The sequence below is a fragment of the Bacteroides difficilis genome (assembly GCF_048319815.1).
In the GTDB taxonomy this organism is placed as follows: domain Bacteria; phylum Bacteroidota; class Bacteroidia; order Bacteroidales; family Bacteroidaceae; genus Bacteroides; species Bacteroides zhangwenhongii.
This window is the reverse complement of sequence record NZ_CP182814.1, coordinates 4,402,530-4,426,433: the sequence shown is the minus strand read 5'-3', so window position 1 is coordinate 4,426,433 and position 23,904 is coordinate 4,402,530. Positions and strand designations below refer to the sequence as shown.

Here is a 23,904-nt window from a genome sequence, read left to right as displayed (position 1 = left end):
GTTCTGTTATGATAATGGGCAAAGCCGGGTGACTTTTTATTATATAAATGTAATACATAAATTAATTAGTAATGTAAATGAAAAACAAAAAAGGATTTAGCCGATGTGCGAATGATTACATCGGCCGTTTGCGTGAGGAAGGACGTTATTCTACGGCTCATGTTTATCAGAGTGCCATTTTTTCGTTCAGTCAGTTTTGTGGTACGTGCAATGTGTCGTTCAGACAAATTACTCGTGAGTGTTTGCGGCTTTACGAGGAGCACCTTTGTGAGCGTGGCTTAAAGCCCAATACCGTTTCTACGTATATGCGTATGATTCGTAGTATCTATAATCGTGGAGTGAAAGCCGGCAATACACCCTATGTGTTTGCTCTGTTTCATGAAGCTTATACAGGGATCGATGTCCGGCAAAAGAAGGCGTTACCTCTCTTCGAGTTATATAGACTTCTGTATGAAGATCCCCAATCGGAACGTTTGCGCCGTACACAGGACATTGCTTCCCTGATGTTTCAGCTCTGTGGAATGCCGTTCGTCGATCTGGCTCATTTGGAAAAGTCGGCTCTTGAAAATAATGTACTGCGTTACAAACGTGTCAAGACCAAAACTATTATGTGTGTGGAAGTGCTTGATAGCGCGATGGAGAAGATGAACCGACTCTGGAATACGCGTGAGCCCCAGCCGAATTGTCCCGACTACCTGTTTGATATTCTTCGCGGGGATAAGAGCCGGAAAGATGAAAGGGCTTATCGGGAATACCAGTCCGCCCTCCGGAAATTTAATAATGATTTGAAAGAACTGGCAAGAGTCCTACATTTAAAATCACCTGTCACTTCATACGCATTACGCCATTCTTGGGCTACTATTGCCAAATATAGGGGCGTATCTATCGAAATGATCAGTGAGGCGTTAGGGCATAAATCTATAAAAACGACACAAACTTATTTGAAAGGCTTCGGACTTAAGGAACAGACAGAGGTAAATAAAGGAAATTTATCTTACATCAAAAATAGCCATTCAGGCAAGTAAAAAGTTGCAAAGTGTTATAAATCAATAGTGAATAGTGGTAGTTACTTCTTAGGTAACGGAATTAAAATTTGTCGCAAAGATAGTCAAAAACATAGATAGTAAACAAGTAATCCTTTAGTTTTTTTCGTTTTATTCGATTTTTTGAATAAAAAATGCTTGAACATGAAATAACAGTATTTTCATGTTCCATGTTTCCTTTTGCCTAATTTCAAGATTTTTTCTTGCTAATTATTAGGCTCTTACCTTTTTTATACCCATTTGTATGTGTAAATTCTCTCTATACCGTCAAAGTGCGTTTTATCCGTTACCTAAGAAGTAACGGATGTATATGGGGTAAAAAAACATGATTTTAACAAACCGAAAATCAGAAAATGCTGGGCCTAGTAATGGGACAGGGGAAGGCGTAGCACACTCTAAACGCTGGTATGTCGCCCTGGTTCGTATGCACCATGAGAAGAAGGTTGCCGAGTATTTAGGTAAAATGGGGATTGAGAATTTTGTTCCTGTCCAGCAGGAGATTCATCAGTGGAGTGACCGTCGTAAGATGGTTGAAGCAGTTCTTCTTCCAATGATGGTATTTGTCCATGCCGATCCGAAGGAACGTAAAGAAGTTCTAACTCTTTCTACAGTTAGTCGCTATATGGTGATGCGAGGTGAGAGCACACCGGCAGTGATTCCCGATGAGCAGATGGCTCGTTTCCGTTTCATGCTCGATTATTCCGAAGAAGCTATTTGTATGAGTAGTTCCCCTTTGGCACGTGGTGAAAAAGTACGTGTCATCAAGGGCCCTTTGACCGGACTGGTTGGTGAACTGGTCAATGTCGATGGCAAAAGCAAGATTGCCGTCCGGCTGAATATGCTGGGATGCGCTTGTGTCAATATGCCTATTGGTTATGTCGAGGCTATCTGCGAGAAAAACTAATCCCGTCATCATTTATCCACCATTCACATGAATACGAAATTATCCGGTGCTTTTGCACTGATATTCTTTTTTTTCTTTTTCTCGGCTTGCCAGTCCTATAAGAAAGTACCTTACTTGCAGGATGCGGAGATTTTGAAACAGGCGAATACGCAAGTTGCGCCTGTTCAGGACGCAAGGCTGATACCGGGTGATGAAGTTTCCATTCTTGTTTCCACTTCCGATCCGGTTGTTTCGCAGCCTTTCAATGCGCAAGGCAGTACGTTTCTATTGGACGATCAGGGAAATATCAATTATCCGGTTCTAGGTAAACTTCCTTTGAACGGTTTAACAAGTCGTGAAGCTGAAAACCTGATCACGGAGAGACTGAAAGCATACGTTAAAGAAAGACCTACGGTAGTAGTCCGTATGTCCGGCTTCAAAGTTTCAGTTTTGGGAGAAGTGGCCTCACCCGGTGTTTATCCGGTAGTGAACGAGCAGATCAACGTACTCGAAGCCCTTGCCATGGCAGGAGACCTGACCATTTATGGTGTTCGTGATAATGTAAAATTGATCCGCGAAGACCAGAATGGGCATAAACAGTTTGTTACACTCAATTTGAACGACGCGGATCTGTTATTATCTCCTTACTATCAGTTGCAACAGAATGACATCCTGTATGTCACTCCCAATAAAGTCAAAGCGCAGAGCGCAGACATCGGAACAAGTACAACGATGTGGATTTCGGGATTTTCTATCCTGATATCTATTGCCAGTTTGCTGGTCAATATACTTAGATAATACTTTTTTATTCACCACAGAGTACACAGAGGACGCAGAGGAAAGAAATAATCTGTGGTGAAAAAACTCTGTGTCCTCTGCGTCCTCTGTGGTGAATCCCTTAAGCAGCCGGATCAGGCGCTTCACCGCCACCATCCGGTTTCGGATCAGGCGCTTCACCCGAATCAGAACCTCCTCCGGCAGTTGTCGGTTTCTGATATTCGGTCTGCTGTTTCAACTGGCTGTCGAGTTTCAGGTTGGTGGTTGACAAATTACCGGTAGCACGGGCTTTCAGACGCATACCAGTGATGTTTTTCTCCAATGAGAAATCTTCCAGCGTATCAGCCGCCTTACTGCGGATGCCCACACCAAAGATGGCAAGGTCATCGATTTTCACACATTTGCCGTCGAGCAGCAGTTCCTTGATGCAGTCTACCATGTCGGAAAGTACACCTTTGATGACACCACCGGAATACGGTGAATTGTGTTTCGACATGTGTTCGGCAAGCTTGGTCAAATCAAACGTCTCGTCACTTACCGCACGGGCGAACCACTTGCCTGCATTCAGGCCTTTTTGCTGTTGGTTTTGATAAATTTTGTAACGAATCATAAAACAATAATTAAAGGGTTAAACATTGTGTCCGGGAGATTCTTTTCCCTTTCGACGATACAAAGATACAACTCTGAAACCCGCAGAAATCAATAGTCTACAGTTGCACGTGATTGTTGTCAATTATGCGCAGTAACGGTCGGTTATTCAATGGAAAAACGTAGGATATGTGAATATGTTTTGTTATTTTTGTAACTGTAAATCAGAAACTTATTCATTATGAACGAATTCAAAATACGCGCCTACGGCCGCATGGAACTGGCTCAACTTTATTCTCCGGAACTAACTGACATTGCTGCATATCGAAAGATGAAGAAATGGATCTCTTTATGTCCTGGACTTCTGCAACGCCTGTACGACTTAGGTTACGAATCAAAGCGCCGCTCATTCACCCCGTTGGAGGTGAGAGTGATTGTAGACGCCTTGGGAGAACCTTAGAAGAGCGGAAAAGTAAAGCACCGCTTTAGCAATCGTAAAGCTATGCTTTACCACCTCTAAAGCGCCGCTTTAGGATTCATGAAACGTCCTGTTGTTATGCCAATGCAAAAAATGCACTTTTTACAGGGACTCCCTAACACACGCACACATGCGTGCGCGTATAAATGCTTTTATCATCTGTATGGATAAACAATCCTTTTTTTATCAGACGATTCAGCCAGCTGAGAGCCGTGTTAGGTTTGATTTTCATCTTTTCGGCCTGCTCCAACAACTGGGCGCGGGTGAACTGGTTGCCTATTATTTCAAAAAGTGCATCCCGGTCGGCATTGGCTCTATGTTTGACCTCTGTGGAAGGAAGAAAGGATAAGATATGTGTGGCATGACGATAGAGCGGAGTTACAAGTTCCAGCACCGCATGGAAATCTTCAGCGGTGATTGTCACATCCCAACGGGTGATAATACCGTCTTTGATATTATCGGCGGCAATCTCCTTGTCAGGGGTCAGCAGAGGGGCGGAAGAGTCCTTGAACTGATAAGGCTGGTCGCATTCCAGTGCACGAATCATAGCTATTTCTGCCATGATACGGCATATATTGACAGCCAGTCGGGCTATGGAACTGCTCATTTCGTTATCGTTGGCAAGTCCCGAACGGAAAAACAGATCGGCAAAGAGGGTATTGAACTCTTGCTTTTGCTCATCAGTGAGCCGGAGCGTATGAAGCCCGTGTGCTTTCATCAGGTCCAGTTGCTTTTTCCATTCCAGACCTATGCCTGTGAAGATGGCTTCCAGATCGGTTTCGCCACTTTCAAACTGGTTGACCCATGTCCATATACCGTGCATATAATAAAACAGCTGGCGCGAGAAGAGACCGTTCTCTGTCGAGGGAATGAGTGGTTTTACCTGTGCGGGCGTGCCGGAAAGCAGGACGGAAAGATAGCTTTTCTTTACTTCCCGGTATTCCTGGTCGGTGCGCCGGTTGTACGACAGACGGTCGTGGTCAAACGCTTTGCGGAGCGTATCGCTCCAGTGGCCGTATTCAGAGCCGATAGCAGCGGAGATGGTATCCGCTTCGGTTTCGCAGATAAGCCCTGTGCCGTTGGCATCCATGATATTTTGCAGAATACCCGTTCCGGTGTTATTACCCGAGATGAGAAACATTTTATTCTTGGGCATTTGAGGAGCTTCCACTTTGCAGCGCTCCTTTCCCATGGTATCATAGGCGGCTTTCTCTTTTTTGTAGGCCTTGACCTCTTCCGCTACTTTTTGGCGGATCTCGTCATGAATAGGCTCTACAAGCAGCCGGATGAACGAAAGAATTCCCTTACCCGAGGCGGAAGGGGCTACAATAAAACTTTGCAGGCAAGGAGACTGGAGTTTGCCGGCGTATGGACATCTCACATATCGCTCCATGCTGGCACCTATGGCGGTCAATGCTCCGAGCAGCATGACATCGCGTTGTGTGGGGCTGGTGGCATAACTCATGATGAGCAACAGGATTTTCGGCCAGTCCGCTTCGGTGAAAGAGGGCAATGGCTGGTTCGGGTCACTCCCGTCCTGCAGCTCTTCGGATTCGTCCGGTTCTTCATTGTCCACCTTATTATATACGTGCGTGTGTGAGATTTTTAGACGGTGCATTTCCTGCATTTTTTGCATTTTTCCGGTGGTTCATCATTTCCTCTTTGCAGAGAGTTACACCCGCCCTTTCAGCAAGATGGAATGCAGTGCCCAGATGGACATCTCCATGCCGGGTGGTAAGTGCATTGGAGAATATCCGTTCGGCATGTTCCCGTTCGTACTTGGCAGACACCCGGCACAACCGATGGAAAAACTCGCGTCCCGCTTCTCCGCAATCCGTTGCGATGGCGAACGCCAGTTGTACATATTCAGCATACGTAGGGGCAATATCCGCTCCTGTAGTTTCAACCGCCTCACAGAGGCGGCATAACGATTCAATTTCGTCCATAATTTTAATTTATAATTTTTAATTATTGATTGTTTCTAAACAACGCTCCCGGATCATGACTAAGAAAGCAAGACCTTACAATGTCCTTACCGGAAAAGTCTACCCCTTTACGTTTTTCTCCGAGTGGGGGAGGTGTTTCCGTACCATAGAGCAGCACGGTGAACATCATTGCCAGTTTCATATTTTCGATGATACTGTCTGTGTCGTTAGCCATGGGTAAATGACCGTAGGGTACGAATGCTTTCACACCCCGTCCGCTGGGACTGATAAACGTGAGTACAGGATGCAGAAGGTGGTCATTAAACAATGTGCTGCGCATTTCCACTGCCTCCTGATAGGAGTCGAGATGGTCGATATCTACCACCACCAGATGTGAAGAAGCTACGAAACTTTTGCTGTTGCGACGCGAGAACGTACCACAGGGAGTCACATAAGGCAATAGTGATGCTTTTGCTGCCCGTATATCTGCGGAATGGCGTACTTGTTCGGTCAGAATTTTGAGATTCTCGTTGCAGGTTATCATTTGAAAAACTTGCTCTACGGAGACTTCGCAGGAGGGAATCAGTGTTGCAGGAGTAACAATCCGTCCCTGTTCATTTTTGATGGGAGCAATGGGAGGCATGAAATAAGACATTCTAAAATCGTTTGTCATAACATTTGTATTTTTTGATTATCGATTTGACTTTTCAAAACGCGGTGCGAAGGTAGAAATAGCTTTTAAATATATCGTTCAGACATATCTGAACGGATATGCATAAAATTAACGTATAACACAATGTATTTAACAATTAATAAAATTATAAACATGAAAAAATTTAGTCATCCCGTACTGGGTCATTTCATCGCAGAGGAGTTTGAACGTGCTCACTTGTCAATAGAGGCTATGCGTAAAGAAATCCACATGGGAAAACCTACTTATTACAAGATGATATCTGGGGAGATTTACGTCTAAGTGATTTTACCCGTCTTTTTTCCTATTACTATGACAATCTCACAAAAGAAGAGTTTCGAGCCAAAATGGTGGAATGGGGAGAACTTTATATTGAATATAGGGAGAAAAATGAGGATATGGATGAAAGTCTAAATCAAGAATAAAGTAATGCAGGAAGTCCAACGTTTTAATAAAGTCCTAAAATCTTTTGTCCTTTCAGGGGACATCATCTTACTGAACTTACTGTTGTGGGTGTTCGATTCTCTTTGGGGAAACCATTCCCTTTTTGAGTTTTCCATGCCTCTTTTCCAGAACATGGCTTTGATGACTTTATGTTATCTGGTTTGCAACATTCGTTCCGGAGTGATCCTTCATCGTCCGGTGGTTCGTCCGGAGCAAATCATGCTTCGGGTGGCACGGAACATGATTCCTTTTGTATTGATGGTGCTGGGTCTTTCATACATTTTCCATTTTGAATGTGTTAACTTGCGTCAGTTGGGGGCATTTTGCGTAGTTCTCATTATCGTTATTATTTCTTATCGCCTGACGTTTCGAGCTATTCTGGAGCTTTATCGCAAAAGTGGGAAAAATGTCCGGAAGGTAGTGCTGGTGGGTAGCCATGAAAATATGCAGGAACTTTATCATTCCATGACGGATGATCCGACATCCGGGTATCGTGTACTGGGATATTTTGAAGATTCTCCATCAGACCGCTATTCTGTGAATATAACATATTTGGGACAGCCTTGCGAAGCCGTTGATTATTTAGCCCGTAATGTGGGAAAGGTAGACCAGCTCTATTGCAGTCTTCCTTCTGCCCGTAGTGCTGAAATTGTACCGGTTATCAACTATTGTGAGAACCATCTGATTCGTTTTTTCAGTGTTCCCAATGTCCGGAACTATCTGAAACGGAGAATGCATTTTGAAATGCTAGGTAATGTTCCGGTACTTTCTATCCGTCGTGAGCCACTGGAGTTATTGGAAAATCGCATTGTGAAACGTAGCTTTGATATTGTTTGCTCGCTACTGTTCCTTTGTACCCTTTTCCCGATTATATATATCATTGTGGGACTGGCTATAAAGATAAGTTCTCCCGGACCTGTCTTTTTCAAACAGAAACGAAGCGGTGAGGATGGTCGTGAATTTTGGTGTTATAAGTTTCGTTCGATGCGGTTGAATGCACAAAGTGATACGCTTCAGGCTACGGAATGTGATCCTCGTAAAACCCGTATCGGTAGTTTGATTCGCAAGACGAATGTGGATGAGCTTCCTCAATTTATTAATGTACTGAAAGGGGATATGTCTTTAGTGGGTCCTCGTCCACATATGTTGAAGCACACAGAAGAATATTCCCATTTGATAAACAAGTATATGGTTCGTCATTTTGTGAAACCGGGTATTACAGGTTGGGCACAAGTGACAGGTTTTCGTGGAGAAACGAAAGAGCTTTGGCAGATGGAAGGACGTGTGCAACGTGACATCTGGTATATCGAGCATTGGACGTTCATTCTAGACTTATATATCATGTATAAGACTGTATATAATGTACTCCGTGGAGATAAAGAGGCGTATTGAAATAATTAAAAGATTAAAAATTAAAAATTATAGGCGCTTATGAAAAAAATGGCTGGATTGATTCTTGGCTTGTTACTTGCTTTTTTGCTGGTATCTTGCCAGGCATACAAGAAAGTACCTTATTTACAAGATACAGCTTTTGTAAATGATACAAAACAGAGTGTTCGTCAGACAGGTGTGAAGGTAATGCCAAAGGATTTGTTGACGATTGCCGTGTCTTGTTCTACTCCGGAACTGGCTGCACCTTTCAATCTGGTAAATTCGGGTACTGATGCTCCACAGCAATATTTGGTAGATAATCAGGGGAATATCAATTTTCCAGTGTTGGGCGAGATTCATGTAGGTGGATTGACTAAACTGGAAATAGAAAACCGGATTATAGATAAGTTGAAGGTTTATTTGAAAGAAGTGCCGCTTGTAACTGTGCGTATTGTTAATTATCGGATTTCGGTGTTGGGAGAGGTCAACAAGCCAGGCAGCTTTGTAGTCTCTAACGAGAAGATTAATTTGTTGGAAGCTCTTGCAATGGCAGGTGATTTGACTATTTATGGTATGCGTGATAATGTGAAACTGATCCGGACAAAGCAAGATAACAAGCAGGAAATTATTACTATGGACTTGAATAAGGCCGAAACGGTACTGTCTCCTTATTATCAACTACAACAGAATGATATAATTTATGTGACACCTAATAAGACTAAGGCTAAGAATTCGGATGTTGGAACTAGTACGGGATTGTGGTTCTCTGGCGTTTCTATTCTGGTGTCAATAGCTAACTTGCTAATAACTATATTACGATAAAGTCATAAAATAAATGATCAAAAATGAAAGAAAGCTTGTACGAAAATAACATGAATGAATTGGATGAAGAGAAGGTCAATTATCAGGAGCTTCTTTTCAGATATATAATCCATTGGCCTTGGTTTGTGGCTTCTATTTTGGTATGTTTAATTGGAGCTTGGATATATTTGCATTTTCAGCCCCCTGTGTATCAAGTCTCTGCTTCTATTATGATAAAAGATGATAAAAAAGGTGGTGGAGGTGGTTCTGTTTCTGATTTAGAGAATTTGGGAATAGGTGGAATGATCACTTCTACGCAGAGTATTGATAATGAAATTGAAGTATTGCGTTCAAAAACGATACTTAAAGAAGTTGTCAATAATCTGGAACTTTATATAACTTATTATGATAAGGATGAATTTCCTAAAAAAGAACTGTATAAAGCCTCTCCGATAATTGTGAATTTGACAGCACAAGAGGCAGATAATTTGCCGGGTGTAGCTATGATTGATATGAAGCTTACTCAAGAAGGTGGTTTGGATGTAAATTTGAAAGTGGGTTTGAATGAGTATAATAAACATTTTGATAAACTTCCAGCGGTGTTGCCTACAGATGTAGGTACGTTTGGGTTTGCATTGAAAGATTCTTTATCAAATGGGAAGATAGAAGGACAGAATATTACGCGAAATATCAGTGCCATAGTTAGTCAGCCATTTGGGGTAGCAAAGGGATATCAGGGGGCATTAACGATTGCACCCACCTCTAAAGCAACTTCTGTTGCCACAGTCTCATTGGTCAATACGAATATTCAGCGTGGACAAGATTTTATCAATAAGCTGATGGAGATGTATAATCGGAATACGAACAATGATAAAAATGAGGTTGCCCAAAAGACGAGGGAATTTATCAATGAGCGCATTCAGATCATTGATGAAGAGCTGGGAAATACAGAAGATAAACTGGAAGCTTTTAAAAGAAATGCAGGATTGACGGATATCAGTAGCGATGCCCAATTGGCTGTATCGGGAAATGCCGAATACGAGAAGAAACGCGTGGAAAACGGTACACAGATCAACTTAGTTCGTGATCTTAATAAATATATCAATAATCCGTCGAATGAGTATGAGGTGTTGCCTAGTAATATTGGTTTATCAGATAATGGGCTAACTACTCAAATAGATCGTTATAATGAGTTGATTATCGAGCGTAAACGTTTGCTTCGTACTTCTACGGAAAGTAACCCGATGATTGTAAATCTGGATGCAAGTATTCGTGTTATGAAAGCAAATGTGAAAGCTGCTATTGACGGAACGTTGCAAGGTTTGCTTATAGTCAAAGCTGATTTGGATCGTGAAGCTAGTCGTTTTTCCCGTCGTATCAGTGACGCTCCGGGGCAAGAAAGACAGTATGTAAGTATTGCCCGTCAGCAGGAAATCAAGGCAGGACTTTATCTGATGTTGTTGCAGAAACGTGAAGAGAATGCTATTACATTAGCTGCTACTGCCAATAATGCTAAGATCATTGATGAACCGGTGGCTGAAGGTGGTCCGGTATCTCCGAAACCTAAAACAATTTACATGATTGCTTTAGTGTTGGGTGTAGGTTTGCCTGTCGGCGTCATTTTTCTAATCGGTCTTACTAAATTCAAGATTGAAGGTCGTGGCGATGTGGAGAAATTGACTCGCCTGCCTATTGTGGGAGATGTACCTTTGACTGCTGAAAAAACAGGTTCCATAGCCGTATTCGAGAATCAGAATAATTTGATGAGTGAGACTTTCCGTAATGTACGTACGAATTTGCAGTTTATGTTGGGAAATGGTCAGAAGGTAATACTAGTGACTTCAACGGTCAGTGGTGAAGGTAAATCATTTGTATCAGCAAATCTTGCCATCAGTCTTTCTTTATTAGGAAAGAAGGTGATCATTGTCGGTCTTGATATTCGTAAACCTGGTTTGAATAAAGTTTTTAATCTTCCGCGGAAAGAGCAGGGTATAACTCAATATCTTTCGAATCCAGAAAGGAATCTGATGGATCTCGTTCAAGCTTCTGATGTGAGTAAGAGTCTGTATATTCTTCCCGGCGGTACAGTTCCCCCCAATCCAACAGAATTATTGGCCCGTGATGGTTTGGATAAGGCTATTGATACGTTGAAGAAAAACTTTGACTATGTGATACTGGATACCGCCCCAGTCGGTATGGTAACAGATACTTTGCTTATAGGTCGTGTGGCAGACTTATCTGTTTATGTATGTCGTGCAGATTATACTCGGAAAGCGGAGTTTACTTTGATTAATGAGTTGGCTGCCGATAATAAACTTCCCAATATCTGTACCGTTATTAATGGTCTTGATCTTCAAAAGAAAAAATATGGTTATTATTACGGTTACGGTAAATATGGTAAATACTATGGTTATGGTAAGCGTTATGGTTATGGTTACGGGTATGGAGAACATAAAGTGAAAGAAGAGTAAACCTGAATATAGAATCTTAAAAAAACGTGCCAAAGTCGGTGTGTTATAGTCAACAATTTGACAGTTTCCCCAATACTTTCCTTTCCTATTGAGAGTTTTAGTTGAATTTCAATATGAATTTCCAAAATGAAACAGATAATATCATAGACCTTTTCTTTTTGTTGAAAATATGATGGAGGCCAACAATACTATAAATAATAAGCGAATAGCCAAAAATACATTGATATTATACTTGAGGATGTTTATTACCGTAGGCGTTAGTCTCTATACCTCTAGAGTAGTACTTGCTAATTTGGGTATATCCGATTATGGGCTCTATAATGTGATTGGTGGCTTTGTCAGTATGTTTTATATGATTACAGCGTCTTTAACTCAAGCTGTAAGTCGTTTTATTACATTTGAATTAGGGAAAAATGATATGAAGAAGTTAGAGGATACATTTTCCACCTCTGTATTTATTCTATTTATTCTTTCTTTAGTAGTTGTTTTGTTAGCGGAAACAATAGGATTATGGTTTGTAAATTATAAGTTAAATATAGATGCTGACCGAATAGTAGCCGCCAATTGGGTTTATCAGTTTACAGTATTAGCTTTTGTACTGGAGATGTTGAGTATACCTTACAGTGCGTTAATCGTTTCTCATGAAAAAATGGGTATGTTTGCCTTTGTCACGATTATGAAAGTAATTCTAATGTTGGGAGTTGCATTGCTTTTATCTGTCAGTCCACTCGATACCTTAATTTTTTACGGCATTCTAACTTTCGCAGTATCTTTAGGTGTACAAGGAATGTATTATGTGTATTGTCGATGTAACTTTCGGGAATCTTCTGTGCATATACATTTTGACAAAGATTTGTTTAATAAGATGTTTGGGTTTGCCGGTTGGAATTTTTTGTCTACTGTCGCTTCTATGCTTAGCAGTCAAGGAGTCAATATGATGTTGAATATTTTTTTTGGAACTCCGGTGAACGCGGCAAGAGGAATCGCTGGGCAAATAAACGGTACAGCTGGTGCTTTTTCGAGGAATTTCACCATGGCACTATCTCCACAAATTACAAAAAGTTATGCAAGTGGAGATAAACGATATTCAAAGACTTTAGTTTGTCAAGGGGCGAAATATTCATTTCTGTTGTTACTAATGGTTGCGTTACCTGTTATGTTGGAAACTGACTATGTACTTTCTTTATGGCTTAAAGAAGTCCCCCCTTATGCTTCGGCATTTGTGCAGTTGCAGCTAGCTTATGCATTAGTGGATGTGCTGGTATATACTAATTTGGTTTTGAACAATGCAACAGGTAAAATAAAAACTTACCAATTATTAATTAGTATAACACAACTTGCTATTATACCTGTTTCGTATATAGTGTTGAAATTGGGTGGAAATCCGGTGTTGACTATTGCCATGACTAATTTAATGTATGTTTTAATCGTGGTTCCACGTATTAATTTGAACCGTAAATTTATAGGTATTACGTTTGGCTATTTTTTTAAGACTGTCATTTCCAAACTATTTATTGTGTGCTTTTTAACTACTACGACTTGCCTGCTTATACAAACTAGACTGGAAGTGTCTTTTGTACGTCTCATGCTAATAACTTTTATTTCTACGTTTTGCATAGCTATTTTGGCTTACTCTATTGCTTTGTCTGCTTCAGAACGAAAGGTAATAATGGGCATTGTGAAAAATTGGATTTCAAGAAGTAGAATGTGATGTTAAATAATAGGAACTTAGTACTTGCTATAGCTTTAATAATGGTAGTCATCTATCATTTCCCTTGTAATCTTTTTGGAAGATTTAATATAGGATATATAGGAGTCGATATTTTTCTGTTTTATAGTGGATATGGCATTTGTAAGTCATTGCTAAAAAATAAAACAACTAATTTTTACAGAAATAGATTGAAACGGATATTTCCAATGTTTGCTGTCTTTACTTTATGTATGGCAGCTTTGAAAGGTACTTTGAATGATATTTCATTATTATTACAACAAATTACTACATTGGCTTTTTATGTAAATCCGGACAATGCTACTGATTGGTATCTTTCGAGTTTGTTTTTATTATATTTATTGTCTCCTATTTTTCTATTTATAGTCAGTAAATGTAAACAGTGGGCATATGTTCTTATTTTATTGGTAATCTTTCTGATATTACACTTCGTAGAAGTGTCTATGTGGCAATATCAATGTTTAATAGGAAGAATTCCAATTTATATTTTGGGTATCTTTTATTCATATTCTAAAATAGAAATCATATCTTTTAAGTACTCATTACCTCTATTTATATTAGGTTGTTTTTTCTGGTTTTATGGATATAGATATTTGGGAACGGATCTTATGGCGCTCTTGATTATTCAACTAATTATACATTGCTTTAAAAGAACTCAGTTACCAGATAGTCAGATTCTATATTATGTAGGAGCTCATTCATTAGAGTTTTATATAGGAAATGTGATTGCATTGCAAATGCAGCATTTGTTTTCTGAATCTCTTTTATCTGTCTGTGTGTTCAATATTTTGGGTACAATTATTTTAGGATAAGTAACTAATTAAAATTAAGCAGCATTATGTTTAAGTTTAATACCCAAGGTATCCCCGACAGCCGCCAATGCCCTATTGACGGTGTAAAAGAGGTTGTCGCTACTTGCATAATCCTGCGGTCTGATCCATTTAGTTTTCATTATTCTCCACAAGGTTTCTGCAAGATTCAGGTGAGGGGAATACGGTGGAAGGTAAAAGAGAAAAAGTCCGCGTTTCTCCCACAGTTCTCTCAATTCCTTTATTTTCTTGTTTCGATGTACGCTCGCATTGTCAAGCACGATGAACGTATCTTTCTTTATGTTCAAGGAAAAGGTGTCAAGGTATTCAACGACCTTGTCCGCGTCAATACTTTCAGTCGTGGTGAACCCATGATAGCGGTTGTTCCTGTCTATCATGCCGAAGATGTTGACCCTTTGTGCCTTTTGGGATGGGATATACACGTCTTCGTTACGGAATTGCCAGCCGTAAGGCACATAGCCTTCGGTGCACACATGGCTTTCATCGGCGTAATAGAGGTCTATCTTGCCGTTTATGTTCAGATGTTCAAGTTCTTGCAACTTCTCGGTCTTATACGCATAGAGTTGCGGCGAGGGGACTCCCCTTGGGCGTTTTCTTATTCGCTTATATCTTGCGCCAAGGCTGATAAAAAACGCTTGAATGTCAGGTCGCTCGCTTCCTTGCCAGTGGCCTTCTGCCAGGCTTCCCGAGCTTTGCTGACGCTCTGCCTGTCCTGTTCTATGGCCTTGCGAACAACTTCCTCGTCCGTACAGTCCATGATAGGTTTTCGCCCACGGCCGGGACGGGTCTGCAAGCCGTCGATGCCTTCCGACAAGAAACGTTTTACCCAAGAGTTGACAGATACATGTGACATCTCCGTCTGCAAACCTATGGCCTTGCTGGAAAGTCCAGTCGATTTGAGCAGTACGGCACGACAGCGCATCCGAAAGCAATGGCTGTCTCCCTGTCGGAAACCCGTTTCCAACGCCAAGCGTTCGGAATCCTTTAATATGATTGATTTGATTTTGCCCATAAGTGCATATTTGAATTTTATGAGGCAAAGGTATCAAAACCTTATGATATAAACCAATTATGAACATCTACTTATTTATTAGCTTTACTGAACGAGAGGATTCTTACTCCATTCGTAAATTTGATTATAGAAAAGAGATGAAAAAATATATTCACTATATTCTCTATACATTACTGTGTAGGTTTTCTAGTTGTTTCAATCTACATAATGCTACAGTGAGATGGATTATTTATCATTTATCTCCGTCCTCTAAAATAAATATTGATAGTAGTAAATGGATAAAGTCAAGTATTAGTTCTTTTGGGGAAAACAATGAAGTTTCAATAATGGGAGAGGCAGATTTAGTATATAGTAATATCGCAATTTGTGGGAATAACAATCGTGTTGTTCTCAATGGATGTACAGGTATATTATCTCTCATTATTCGTGGTAATAACTGTCATGTTGTCATAGGTCGAAAAACATCAATGGAGCAATGTTATATGGTATGTATGGGGCAGGGCAATTCTATTATAATTGGTGATGATTGTATGTTTAGTGGGGGAGTAGAAATATGGAACTCGGATACTCATCTTATAACTAATCTTGATGGTAGTCCCATAAATAAGTCATTGCCTATAAATATAGGTAATCACATTTGGTTGGGAAAATATGCGAAAGTGTTGAAAGGGGTTACTATAGGTGACTCTTCTATTGTCGGAATGAATAGCGTTGTCACCAAGAATATTCCTACACATTCAGTTTCTGCCGGAAATCCTGCTAAAATAGTGAAAGAAGCAGTTGATTGGAAGAAAGGGTTTATTGAAATATAATATACTGATATCTGGATATTGATGGAGAATAGTAATTATAAGATTTATGCAGTAAATTATGCTGATGCATGTTTTGAAGAAGTACGTAAGGTAAATAGTGAGTCTGCACGGATATTTGGTAAAGTAGATGGAGTGTTGGAATTTTGTCCAGCAGATATTACAGATTTTCGTTCTGAATATTCTAATATTTTTGCATACCAACGAGGTGCAGGGTTATGGTTGTGGAAGCCTTATATAATTTATCAAGCTTTACAGCAAATAGAAGATGGAGCATGGCTTTTTTATTGTGATAGTGGAGCAATGTATTATAATGATGTACATATTCTTGCAAATTGTGCTATTAAAGATGGTGAAGACCGAATGGTATTTCAGTTAACATGGGCTTCTGCCCATCAATATACGAAAGCAGAAACTTTTGAATGGATGAAATGTAGTGATAGAAAACATTTTCAAGTAATGGCTACGTGTTCGCTTTGGAAGAAAACACAAGAGAATTTTTGTATTATAAAAGAATGGCTTGATGCATGTTGCGAAGAATGTCTTATTTCTCCTAAAAAGTTTGATGAATCTATTTCTGAAGATCCAGAATTTATTACTCATAGAGAAGATCAATCTATATTAGATATCGTTGTTCGGCGACATGGTATAAGTCCTTATCGTGATCCTTCTGATTATGGGGTAAGGAATTACTTTTGGAAGCCACTTAAGGAAGGTGAGAGAGAGAGCCCCTATCCTGTAATTATATTATCATTTCGTCGTAATGATCCGTTTGCTTATAGGTGTGAGTTTCGAAGACGGTACAGTCTGTGGTGTTTTTGTCTGCAACACTGGGGGATTTATCGGAGAGTGTTTGCTCTATTAAGGAAGTTGAGGATATGGAAATCGACTTTAACTGGAGTAGGAATTTGATATATGTATTGCAAGAGTTTGATTATTTATTGATAATATCTAAAATAAGTATTTGATGATTCCTAAAATAATTCATTATTGTTGGTTCGGTGGTAAAGAAAAACCATATGTGGTGATAGAATCTATAAACTCATGGCGAAAAAAATTGCCTGATTACGTATTTTTAGAGTGGAATGAGTTAAATTTCGATTACAAACAATGGCGTTTCTGTCGAGAAGCCTATAACATGCAAAAATTCGCTTTTGTTGCAGATGTCTGTAGATTATATGCATTATCAACTGTCGGTGGTATATACTTAGATACTGATATAGAGGTGATTGGGTCGTTTGATAAATTCCTTAATCAACAATCGTTTGTAGGTCTTGAGGATGAAGGTAAAATCAATACAGGCTGTATTGCTGCGGAGCCAAATACTCCTTGGGTGGTTGGATTTCTAGATACGTATAGATATAAACATTTTATTAATATAAAAGGGCGTGATTTGAGTTGGCCGAATTCTTATTTATTAAAACTTTATTTGGAGAATAGTAAATCGTTACCTCGTATATATCCTTTAGATTTTTTTTGTGCAAAGCACTATACTACTAATGAATTGGCCATAACGGAAAATACAGTATGTATTCACCATTATGATGGCACATGGTGTGGAGAAACCTTGTCATTTGTAAAAAGATTGAGAAATTTGTGGATAAGATTATTTAAATAAATATGATAAATTATAGGTAAAATCATAATGAAATGTTCTACTAATTGGTATAATCCTTTGTTAAGTGTAATTCTAAATTTTTATTACTTACCATTTAAACAAGCAAGACGTCTACCTATAGCCTGTTATGGATGGCCGCATTTTATATCAATGCATGGCAATATTATTATTGAGACCGAAGATATTTATTTTAAAATGATACGTTTAAATGTTACGCAGCATAATCCATATAATTCTTGTGGAACATTCGAATATGTAAACGATGGTGGTTCTTTAATATTTCAAGGTTCTGCTGTTATAATGTCCGGTAGTCGTATAATGTTATACTCGGTTGGTAGGATTGTTATAGGGACAGGATGCTATATTTGTAGTTGCTGTAATGTTGGTTGTCAAGAAGAAATTGTCATTGGTAAAGATGTAATTATTGCAGCAGGTACTACTATATACGATACTGATTTTCATTATAAATATAACATTAAAAAACAATCTGTGAAAGATATACATTCTAAAATTGTAATAGGAGACAGAGTCTGGTTATGTACACGAAGTTACCTCTCAAAAGGTACAATAATACCTAAAGGATGTATTGTTTCTGCTAATACTGTAATTTCTCGTTCATTAGGAGAAATAAAAGAATATAGTATAATTGCAGGCAATCCTGCTAAGGTTGTAGCTGAAGGATACATTATAGTAAAAGGTGCTTTAGAGGAAGAGTTATTAGAGAAATTTCTCCAAAGTGATTGTGGTGAGTTATTGGTTCAATATGAGATTTAGATATGCTAAATTAATTTAAGGATATGATTAAACGGATTTATGTAAAAATATACAAAGCTTTATGGGGGGATTGGGCATACAATTTGGTTATTCAGAATAATTGTGAAAAACGCGAATTACTTCCGCATTATTGTGATAAAAGTATTCCACACTCACAACAAAAAATTATTGTATATATAAATAATGGTTGGACTTGGCATGCAGGTTTATGTGATAGATTAAGGGCTATAACTGCGTTATTCGATTGGTGTAAAAAAAATAACCGGAAATATAGAATTAAATTTATTCATCCTTTTTGTCTACAAGATTATCTTATTCCAAATGAATATGATTGGTTATTAAATGATAGTGATTTAAGTTATAATTTGAAGTTTTCATTGCCTGTTAGAATGATGTATGGCCCTGATGTGGAGCGTTTGCGCCTTAGTGGTCATCTTTATCCGCTCGTAAATAAATGGATGGATGATAGATTTGCTGTCGATAAACAACAAATCCATGTGTATACTAATTTATTTACAGATAGTTCTCTGGATAATTTCGGCAAAAGTTTTAATGAACTATTCAAACCAGTTCCCAAGCTACATGAGCAAATATGTTTCCATTTGGAAAAGATGGGGGGGAAGTACATTTCGATATCTTATCGTTTTACTACATTGTTGGGTGATTTTGAGGATTGTACTACTGTTGTGTTATCATCAGAAGCACGTAGTAAATTAATTGATGAATGTCTTAGAGCAGTGGAGATTATACGCAAATATGCTCCATTACATGAACGCGTATTGGTGACATCAGATAGTCCTACATTTATAGAGAAAGTGAAACAACTGCCTGATGTGTATGTCATTCCAGGTAAAATTGGACATATAGATTATCAGCATAGTGATGATGTGAATATGAAAACATTTCTCGATTTTTTCTTAATATCTAAAGCTGAAAAAGTATATCTCGCTCGTTCAGGGCAAATGTACCGCAGTGCATTTGCTAAGACAGCGGCTATGGTAAATGGTAGACCTTTCGAAATCTTTGAATTTTGAACATTGTAACCATGTCAGACAATATATAATGAAAATGAATATACCTGTAATATCTATTTTGGTTCCTATATACAATGTGGAAGCTTATCTCATTCGTTGCATAGAATCTGTATTATCGCAAGATTTTGAGGACTATGAACTCATATTAGTAGATGATGGAAGTCCTGACCATTGTCCACAAATCTGTGATGAATATGCGACAAGAGATAAACGAATAAAAGTGATACATAAGGCTAATGGAGGACTTGTGTCTGCTCGATTGGCTGGTTTTCAGCAGGCAAAATCAAAGTATATAATGTTTCTTGACTCGGATGACTGGTTGGCAGAAGGTGCACTTACAAAACTTCTAAGTACGGCAATTGAGGGGGAATATGATGTGGTAAAAGGTATACATAAGTTGTATTATAATGAAGATAGGATAGTAACGGACTATCCTCGCTTAAGAAATATTACAATCTGCAACCCTTTACAATATTTAGAATCACTTATTCGTTATGATATCCCCTGCTTCCTTTGGGCTGGAGTGTACCGTAAAGATCTGTTTTCAGAAAATGACTTTAAAAAAATAATTAAGATATCTGTCGGTGAGGATTTGTTGACTAATATGATTATTTGGCCTCGTGTTTTTAAGTATCAGATTATAGATGATGTGGTCTACTATAATGGTGTGAATGGTACATCTCTTATGCATTCATTAGTATCTTCTTTATCTTATCTTGAATATTTTGGAGCATTGATGTATCAATTGACAGTTGATGCTGGGATAGAAATAAAATATCTTATTGATAGAGATCGCTGTATAGCTCATATTCGAACTTTTTTTGTTCCTGAATTACCTTGGAATAATAAAGTATATAGTCAAGTAAAAAATTATTTGTTTGTTAATGAACATTTGTCAGAACTACGCAAATATATAGATCCTAAATTTTTGAAATTTGTGAGACATAAACCTCTTTTTTTTATCTATAGTCGATGCTATTGTATGTTGTTTAAGATATTAAAGTTGAAGAATAAGACAAGACGAATTTTGTATTCTCCTGAAAATCGAAAATAAAAATGAAAAAGATATTTGTATATGTATCCTCTTTGCGATTAATACTGCATTATTTGTATTATAGGACCGCGATAAATAAAGACGTGATAGCAAAAGATGTGTTGCGAAATTCTTATCAATTTATGGGTGGTAAGGGATCAACAGGATTCTATTCTTTTTGTTATTTGATGACATTCTATACAATGTTCAGAAATGTATTTTATGCTCGTGTGGGGAGGTATCACCATTTCTATGCGAAGTTTTTAGGGATTTTTGCAAATGCACAACCTTTGCTTGATATATCTGAAACATCAGAAATAGCTGGAGGATTGTTAATTCAGCATGGTTATGGTACTATTATATCACCTGCCAAGATGGGACGTAATTGTTGGATAAACCAAGGAGTAAGCATTGGACATAGAACAGAGGTGGGACAACCAATTATCGGTGATGACGTTCGTGTGGCAGCAGGAGCTTTGGTGCTTGGTTCTGTAAAAGTAGGTAGAGGGGCAACTGTAGCTCCTGGAGCTGTAGTTTTGAAAAATGTACCTGCCTATGCCATTGTGGCAGGTAATCCGGCACAAGTAATTGGTTTTAATATGACACCAGAACAAGTAATTGAATATGAAATGCAGCAATATCCGAAAGAAGAGAGATTTAGTTTGGATAAACTACAAAAGAATTTTGAAAAATACTATATGGATAGGCGAGAAGAAATTGCAGAGTTTTTGAAATAATAAATATATGTATACATTTAAAGAATATAAAAATGCTTGTAAGCAAACAGATTTGCAAGGTAAACTAATAAAGATAGCTTTACTTGGTGATACAGCTACACAATTTCTGGCTACATCTATTAAGGGAGAAGGAATCTTGCGTGGTTATAATGTCAAACTATGGGAGGCAGATTACAACCAAGTAGAATTACAAGTGATGGATCCGGTCTCTGAGATGCATGAATTTTGTGCCGATTATACTGTCGTTTTTCAGTCAACACATAAGATATTAGAAAAATATAATATGATGAGTCCTACCAAACAGGCTATGTTGGCCGATGAACGTCTCAATTTTATTCATTTATTATGTGAGCAAGTAAAAGGACGTATCATCTATTATAACTATCCAGAGATTGAAGATACAGTTTTTGGTAGCTATGCTTCGAAAGTGGAAAGTTCGTTTATGTATCAACTTTCTAAGTTAAACTTTGAATTATTCAAACTTTCGCAGCAGTATCCTAATTTATTTGTTTGTAATTTGGCAGGGTTATCGGCTAAATACGGTCGCGATATAATGTTTGATCCTTCAGTATATGTTAGTACTGAAATGATTTTCAGTCTTGATATGTTACCTTATGTAGCATCACGTACTGTTGACATCATTGCAGCTGTGGAGGGTAATTTTAAAAAATGTCTTATCCTTGATCTTGACAACACTGTATGGGGAGGAATCGTGGGTGATGATGGTTGGGAAAATATTCAAGTGGGACATGGGCTTGGTGTTGGTAAGGCATATACAGAAATTCAGCAGTGGGTCAAGAAACTGAAGAATCGAGGTATTATCATTGCTGTATGCTCAAAGAATGATGAAGACAAAGCAAAAGAACCTTTTGACAAGAATCCAGAAATGGTATTGAAATTAGATGATATTGCCGTATTCATTGCTAATTGGGATAATAAAGCCGATAATATTCGTGTTATTCAGAATATACTTAATATAGGTTTCGATTCGATGGTTTTTCTTGATGACAACCCATTTGAGCGTAATATGGTTCGTGAGAATATTCCAGGAATTGTTGTCCCAGAATTACCAGAGGATCCAAGTGATTATTTAGAATATCTCTACTCACTAAACCTTTTTGAGACTACTTCTTACAGTCTTGGCGACAATGATCGGACTAAACAATATCGGGTTGAAGCACAAAGAATTTCTTTACAGAAAAAATTCACTAATGAGGAGGATTTTCTGAAGTCACTTAATATGATTAGTAAGGTTGAGTGCTTTAACAATTTTAATATACCTCGTATTGCACAACTTTCTCAGCGTAGCAACCAGTTCAACTTGCGTACAGTTAGATATACTGAAGCGGAGATTATTGCTATCAAAGAGAATAAAGATTATGCTACTTTTTCATTCACTCTCACTGATAAATTTGGTGATAATGGTTTAATATGTGTCATTATTTTAAAGAAACTGGATATAGAAACTTTATTTATAGATACATGGTTAATGAGTTGCCGAGTGTTGAAACGCGGAGTGGAAAATTTTGCTCTTAATACTATCGTTGAATATTCTCGTCGGAATGGTTTCAAATTTATTGTTGGAGAATATTTACCAACTATGAAGAATAGTATGGTAGAACAACATTATCCTAAGCTTGGTTTTGAGAGAATAGGGGATTCAGAGGCAGCAAAGTATATGCTTGATATTGCGAACTATAAAGGTCTAAAGTGTTATATTGAAAGGAAATAGAGATGATTGAACTATTCAAAAATATGCAATCGATACATCATACATTTAAAGTAACAGAAGATGTATATAATGCATTTCAATTATGCAGTGGTGATTTCAATCCACTTCATACTGATGAAAGGTTTGCTAAAAGTAAAGGTTTTAATGAACGGGTGATGTATGGTAATATACTCAATGCTTTTGTTTCAAAACTTATAGGTGAGTGTCTGCCAACACAGAATGTTCTCATTAACTCGCAAGATATAAGTTATCGACAACCGGTATTTATGAATGATATATTAGACGCTGAGGTATCTGTTGAGGAAGTTTTTGAGAGTGTCAATGTTGTTAATCTTAAGTTTTATTTCAAAAATGAGAGTAGAAAAACAGTTGCTCGTGGACATGTACAAATAAGTGTAATATGAATATATTAGTAACAGGTGGAACTGGAGGATTAGGCCGTGCAATCGTAACATCTTTGGCTGCAAATACTGATAATTGTGTGTATTTTACTTATTGCAAATCTGATATAGATGCTAAGACTATTATGTCAAAGCATAAGAATGTAGTTGCTTTTAAATGTGATCAGACGAAAGTAGAAGATTTGCAAAAAATGACAGGAGTCATGAAAGAGTGGAATCTTGATGTATTAATTAATAATGCATGGACTGGTTCACCTGAAGGAATACGTTTTCATAAACTGACAGTAGAACAATTGGCTGGGGATTTTCAAAACAATGTTTTGCCTACTATCGCCATTACATTGGCGGCACTTGAAATATTCCGTAAGAAAAAAAAAGGTAAAATAATTACAGTACTTACGTCGTCTCTTATTGGAGTTCCACCATTAGGCTATGGAATGTATAGTTCATCAAAAGCGTATATAGCACAAATGGCAAAAACGTGGAGTAGGGAATATATAAAGCTGGGAATTACCAGTAATTGTGTTTCTCCGGATTTTATGTTGACTAATTTTACAGCTAATACAGATTCTCGGGTAATAGAGCAATTAGTAGCAGAGCATCCGTTGAAACAAATTTTGCTTGCTGAAGATACTGCGGCCGTGATTGAATCTTTGGTTTACGCCCCGCAGCACGTGAATGGTGTAAATATACCCGTAAATGCAGGGATGAATATTTTATAAT

Annotated in this window: 23 protein-coding genes and 1 pseudogene; 19 read left to right on the top strand and 5 right to left on the bottom strand. The window is 38.2% G+C overall.

Going from position 1 to position 23,904, the window contains the following annotated elements; all coding sequences use genetic code 11:
• The first annotated feature begins 77 nt into the window (after positions 1 to 77).
• From ACNOGP_RS17550 to ACNOGP_RS17540, 3 genes are all read left to right on the top strand, one after another.
• Positions 78 to 1,025 (top strand): tyrosine-type recombinase/integrase, encoded by a 948-nt coding sequence (locus ACNOGP_RS17550; protein WP_418213353.1) that lies wholly within the window; start codon positions 78 to 80, stop codon positions 1,023 to 1,025.
• 343 nt (positions 1,026 to 1,368) lie between these two features.
• Entirely contained in the window at positions 1,369 to 1,947 is a 579-nt protein-coding gene (locus ACNOGP_RS17545; protein WP_007759250.1) for a UpxY family transcription antiterminator, read from the top strand.
• A gap of 27 nt (positions 1,948 to 1,974) precedes the next feature.
• Positions 1,975 to 2,724: a polysaccharide biosynthesis/export family protein gene (locus tag ACNOGP_RS17540; RefSeq protein WP_007759252.1), complete on the top strand. Its 750-nt coding sequence runs from the start codon at positions 1,975 to 1,977 to the stop codon at positions 2,722 to 2,724.
• A 100-nt stretch (positions 2,725 to 2,824) separates the two neighbouring features.
• Here the strand turns inward: ACNOGP_RS17540 and ACNOGP_RS17535 are convergent, their stop codons facing one another.
• Positions 2,825 to 3,313 (bottom strand): DNA-binding protein, encoded by a 489-nt coding sequence (locus ACNOGP_RS17535; protein ID WP_418213352.1) that lies wholly within the window; start codon positions 3,311 to 3,313, stop codon positions 2,825 to 2,827.
• A gap of 219 nt (positions 3,314 to 3,532) precedes the next feature.
• On the opposite strand from ACNOGP_RS17535, the gene ACNOGP_RS17530 reads away from it, so the two are divergent.
• Complete coding sequence (locus ACNOGP_RS17530; RefSeq protein WP_004297475.1) at positions 3,533 to 3,751, top strand: DUF4248 domain-containing protein; 219 nt, start codon at positions 3,533 to 3,535, stop codon at positions 3,749 to 3,751.
• 133 nt (positions 3,752 to 3,884) lie between these two features.
• On the opposite strand, the pseudogene ACNOGP_RS17525 reads toward ACNOGP_RS17530, so the two are convergent.
• Both ACNOGP_RS17525 and ACNOGP_RS17520 read right to left on the bottom strand, forming a co-directional pair.
• Positions 3,885 to 5,715, bottom strand: a pseudogene (locus tag ACNOGP_RS17525) (DUF3987 domain-containing protein).
• A gap of 22 nt (positions 5,716 to 5,737) precedes the next feature.
• Positions 5,738 to 6,367, bottom strand: a complete 630-nt coding sequence (locus ACNOGP_RS17520) for a BT4734/BF3469 family protein (RefSeq protein WP_418213351.1) — start codon at positions 6,365 to 6,367, stop codon at positions 5,738 to 5,740.
• A gap of 447 nt (positions 6,368 to 6,814) precedes the next feature.
• Here ACNOGP_RS17520 and ACNOGP_RS17515 point away from each other — a divergent pair, with 447 nt between their 5' ends.
• The 5 genes from ACNOGP_RS17515 (at position 6,815) to ACNOGP_RS17495 (ending at position 14,013) form a co-directional block, all read left to right on the top strand.
• The gene (locus ACNOGP_RS17515; RefSeq protein ID WP_418213350.1) at positions 6,815 to 8,221 is read left to right on the top strand and encodes an undecaprenyl-phosphate glucose phosphotransferase; all 1,407 of its coding nucleotides are present in this window, start codon (positions 6,815 to 6,817) and stop codon (positions 8,219 to 8,221) included.
• A 39-nt stretch (positions 8,222 to 8,260) separates the two neighbouring features.
• The gene (locus tag ACNOGP_RS17510) at positions 8,261 to 9,022 is read left to right on the top strand and encodes a polysaccharide biosynthesis/export family protein (protein ID WP_418213349.1); all 762 of its coding nucleotides are present in this window, start codon (positions 8,261 to 8,263) and stop codon (positions 9,020 to 9,022) included.
• Positions 9,023 to 9,045: 23 nt separating this feature from the next.
• Positions 9,046 to 11,472 (top strand): GumC family protein, encoded by a 2,427-nt coding sequence (locus ACNOGP_RS17505; protein ID WP_418213348.1) that lies wholly within the window; start codon positions 9,046 to 9,048, stop codon positions 11,470 to 11,472.
• A gap of 169 nt (positions 11,473 to 11,641) precedes the next feature.
• Complete coding sequence (locus tag ACNOGP_RS17500) at positions 11,642 to 13,183, top strand: lipopolysaccharide biosynthesis protein (protein WP_418213347.1); 1,542 nt, start codon at positions 11,642 to 11,644, stop codon at positions 13,181 to 13,183.
• A complete protein-coding gene (locus tag ACNOGP_RS17495; protein ID WP_418213346.1) occupies positions 13,183 to 14,013 on the top strand; it encodes an acyltransferase family protein in 831 nt (276 codons plus the stop codon). The genes ACNOGP_RS17500 and ACNOGP_RS17495 overlap by 1 nt, the downstream gene beginning before the upstream one ends.
• A 14-nt stretch (positions 14,014 to 14,027) precedes the next feature.
• Here ACNOGP_RS17495 and ACNOGP_RS17490 read toward each other — a convergent pair whose 3' ends face one another.
• Together ACNOGP_RS17490 and ACNOGP_RS17485 are read right to left on the bottom strand one after the other, a co-directional pair.
• Positions 14,028 to 14,630, bottom strand: a complete 603-nt coding sequence (locus ACNOGP_RS17490) for an IS630 family transposase (RefSeq protein WP_232305450.1) — start codon at positions 14,628 to 14,630, stop codon at positions 14,028 to 14,030.
• The gene (locus tag ACNOGP_RS17485) at positions 14,627 to 15,043 is read right to left on the bottom strand and encodes a helix-turn-helix domain-containing protein (protein ID WP_024988925.1); all 417 of its coding nucleotides are present in this window, start codon (positions 15,041 to 15,043) and stop codon (positions 14,627 to 14,629) included. The genes ACNOGP_RS17490 and ACNOGP_RS17485 overlap by 4 nt, the downstream gene beginning before the upstream one ends.
• 137 nt (positions 15,044 to 15,180) lie before the next feature.
• Here ACNOGP_RS17485 and ACNOGP_RS17480 point away from each other — a divergent pair, with 137 nt between their 5' ends.
• From ACNOGP_RS17480 to ACNOGP_RS17435, 10 genes are read left to right on the top strand one after another with little or no spacing between them, the layout of a single operon-like run.
• Positions 15,181 to 15,855 (top strand): acyltransferase, encoded by a 675-nt coding sequence (locus ACNOGP_RS17480; RefSeq protein ID WP_418213345.1) that lies wholly within the window; start codon positions 15,181 to 15,183, stop codon positions 15,853 to 15,855.
• 21 nt (positions 15,856 to 15,876) lie between these two features.
• Positions 15,877 to 16,764 carry a hypothetical protein gene (locus ACNOGP_RS17475; protein ID WP_418213344.1) on the top strand — a complete coding sequence of 296 codons (888 nt, stop codon included), beginning with the start codon at positions 15,877 to 15,879 and terminating at the stop codon, positions 16,762 to 16,764.
• 55 nt (positions 16,765 to 16,819) lie between these two features.
• Positions 16,820 to 17,470 carry a glycosyltransferase family 32 protein gene (locus ACNOGP_RS17470; RefSeq protein ID WP_418213343.1) on the top strand — a complete coding sequence of 217 codons (651 nt, stop codon included), beginning with the start codon at positions 16,820 to 16,822 and terminating at the stop codon, positions 17,468 to 17,470.
• A gap of 27 nt (positions 17,471 to 17,497) precedes the next feature.
• The gene (locus ACNOGP_RS17465; RefSeq protein WP_418213342.1) at positions 17,498 to 18,244 is read left to right on the top strand and encodes an acyltransferase; all 747 of its coding nucleotides are present in this window, start codon (positions 17,498 to 17,500) and stop codon (positions 18,242 to 18,244) included.
• Positions 18,245 to 18,267: 23 nt separating this feature from the next.
• Entirely contained in the window at positions 18,268 to 19,278 is a 1,011-nt protein-coding gene (locus ACNOGP_RS17460; protein ID WP_418213341.1) for a hypothetical protein, read from the top strand.
• Between the two features lie 34 nt (positions 19,279 to 19,312).
• Complete coding sequence (locus tag ACNOGP_RS17455) at positions 19,313 to 20,332, top strand: glycosyltransferase family 2 protein (protein ID WP_418213340.1); 1,020 nt, start codon at positions 19,313 to 19,315, stop codon at positions 20,330 to 20,332.
• Positions 20,333 to 20,334: 2 nt separating this feature from the next.
• On the top strand, positions 20,335 to 21,048 hold the full coding sequence (locus ACNOGP_RS17450) for a serine acetyltransferase (protein WP_418213339.1): 714 nt from the start codon (positions 20,335 to 20,337) through the stop codon (positions 21,046 to 21,048).
• Positions 21,049 to 21,055: 7 nt separating this feature from the next.
• Positions 21,056 to 22,780, top strand: coding sequence for an HAD-IIIC family phosphatase (locus ACNOGP_RS17445; protein ID WP_418213338.1), 1,725 nt, complete (start codon positions 21,056 to 21,058; stop codon positions 22,778 to 22,780).
• 2 nt (positions 22,781 to 22,782) lie between these two features.
• Positions 22,783 to 23,184 carry a MaoC/PaaZ C-terminal domain-containing protein gene (locus ACNOGP_RS17440; RefSeq protein WP_418213337.1) on the top strand — a complete coding sequence of 134 codons (402 nt, stop codon included), beginning with the start codon at positions 22,783 to 22,785 and terminating at the stop codon, positions 23,182 to 23,184.
• Positions 23,181 to 23,903: an SDR family NAD(P)-dependent oxidoreductase gene (locus ACNOGP_RS17435; protein WP_418213336.1), complete on the top strand. Its 723-nt coding sequence runs from the start codon at positions 23,181 to 23,183 to the stop codon at positions 23,901 to 23,903. The genes ACNOGP_RS17440 and ACNOGP_RS17435 overlap by 4 nt, the downstream gene beginning before the upstream one ends.
• Position 23,904: the final 1 nt, after the last annotated feature.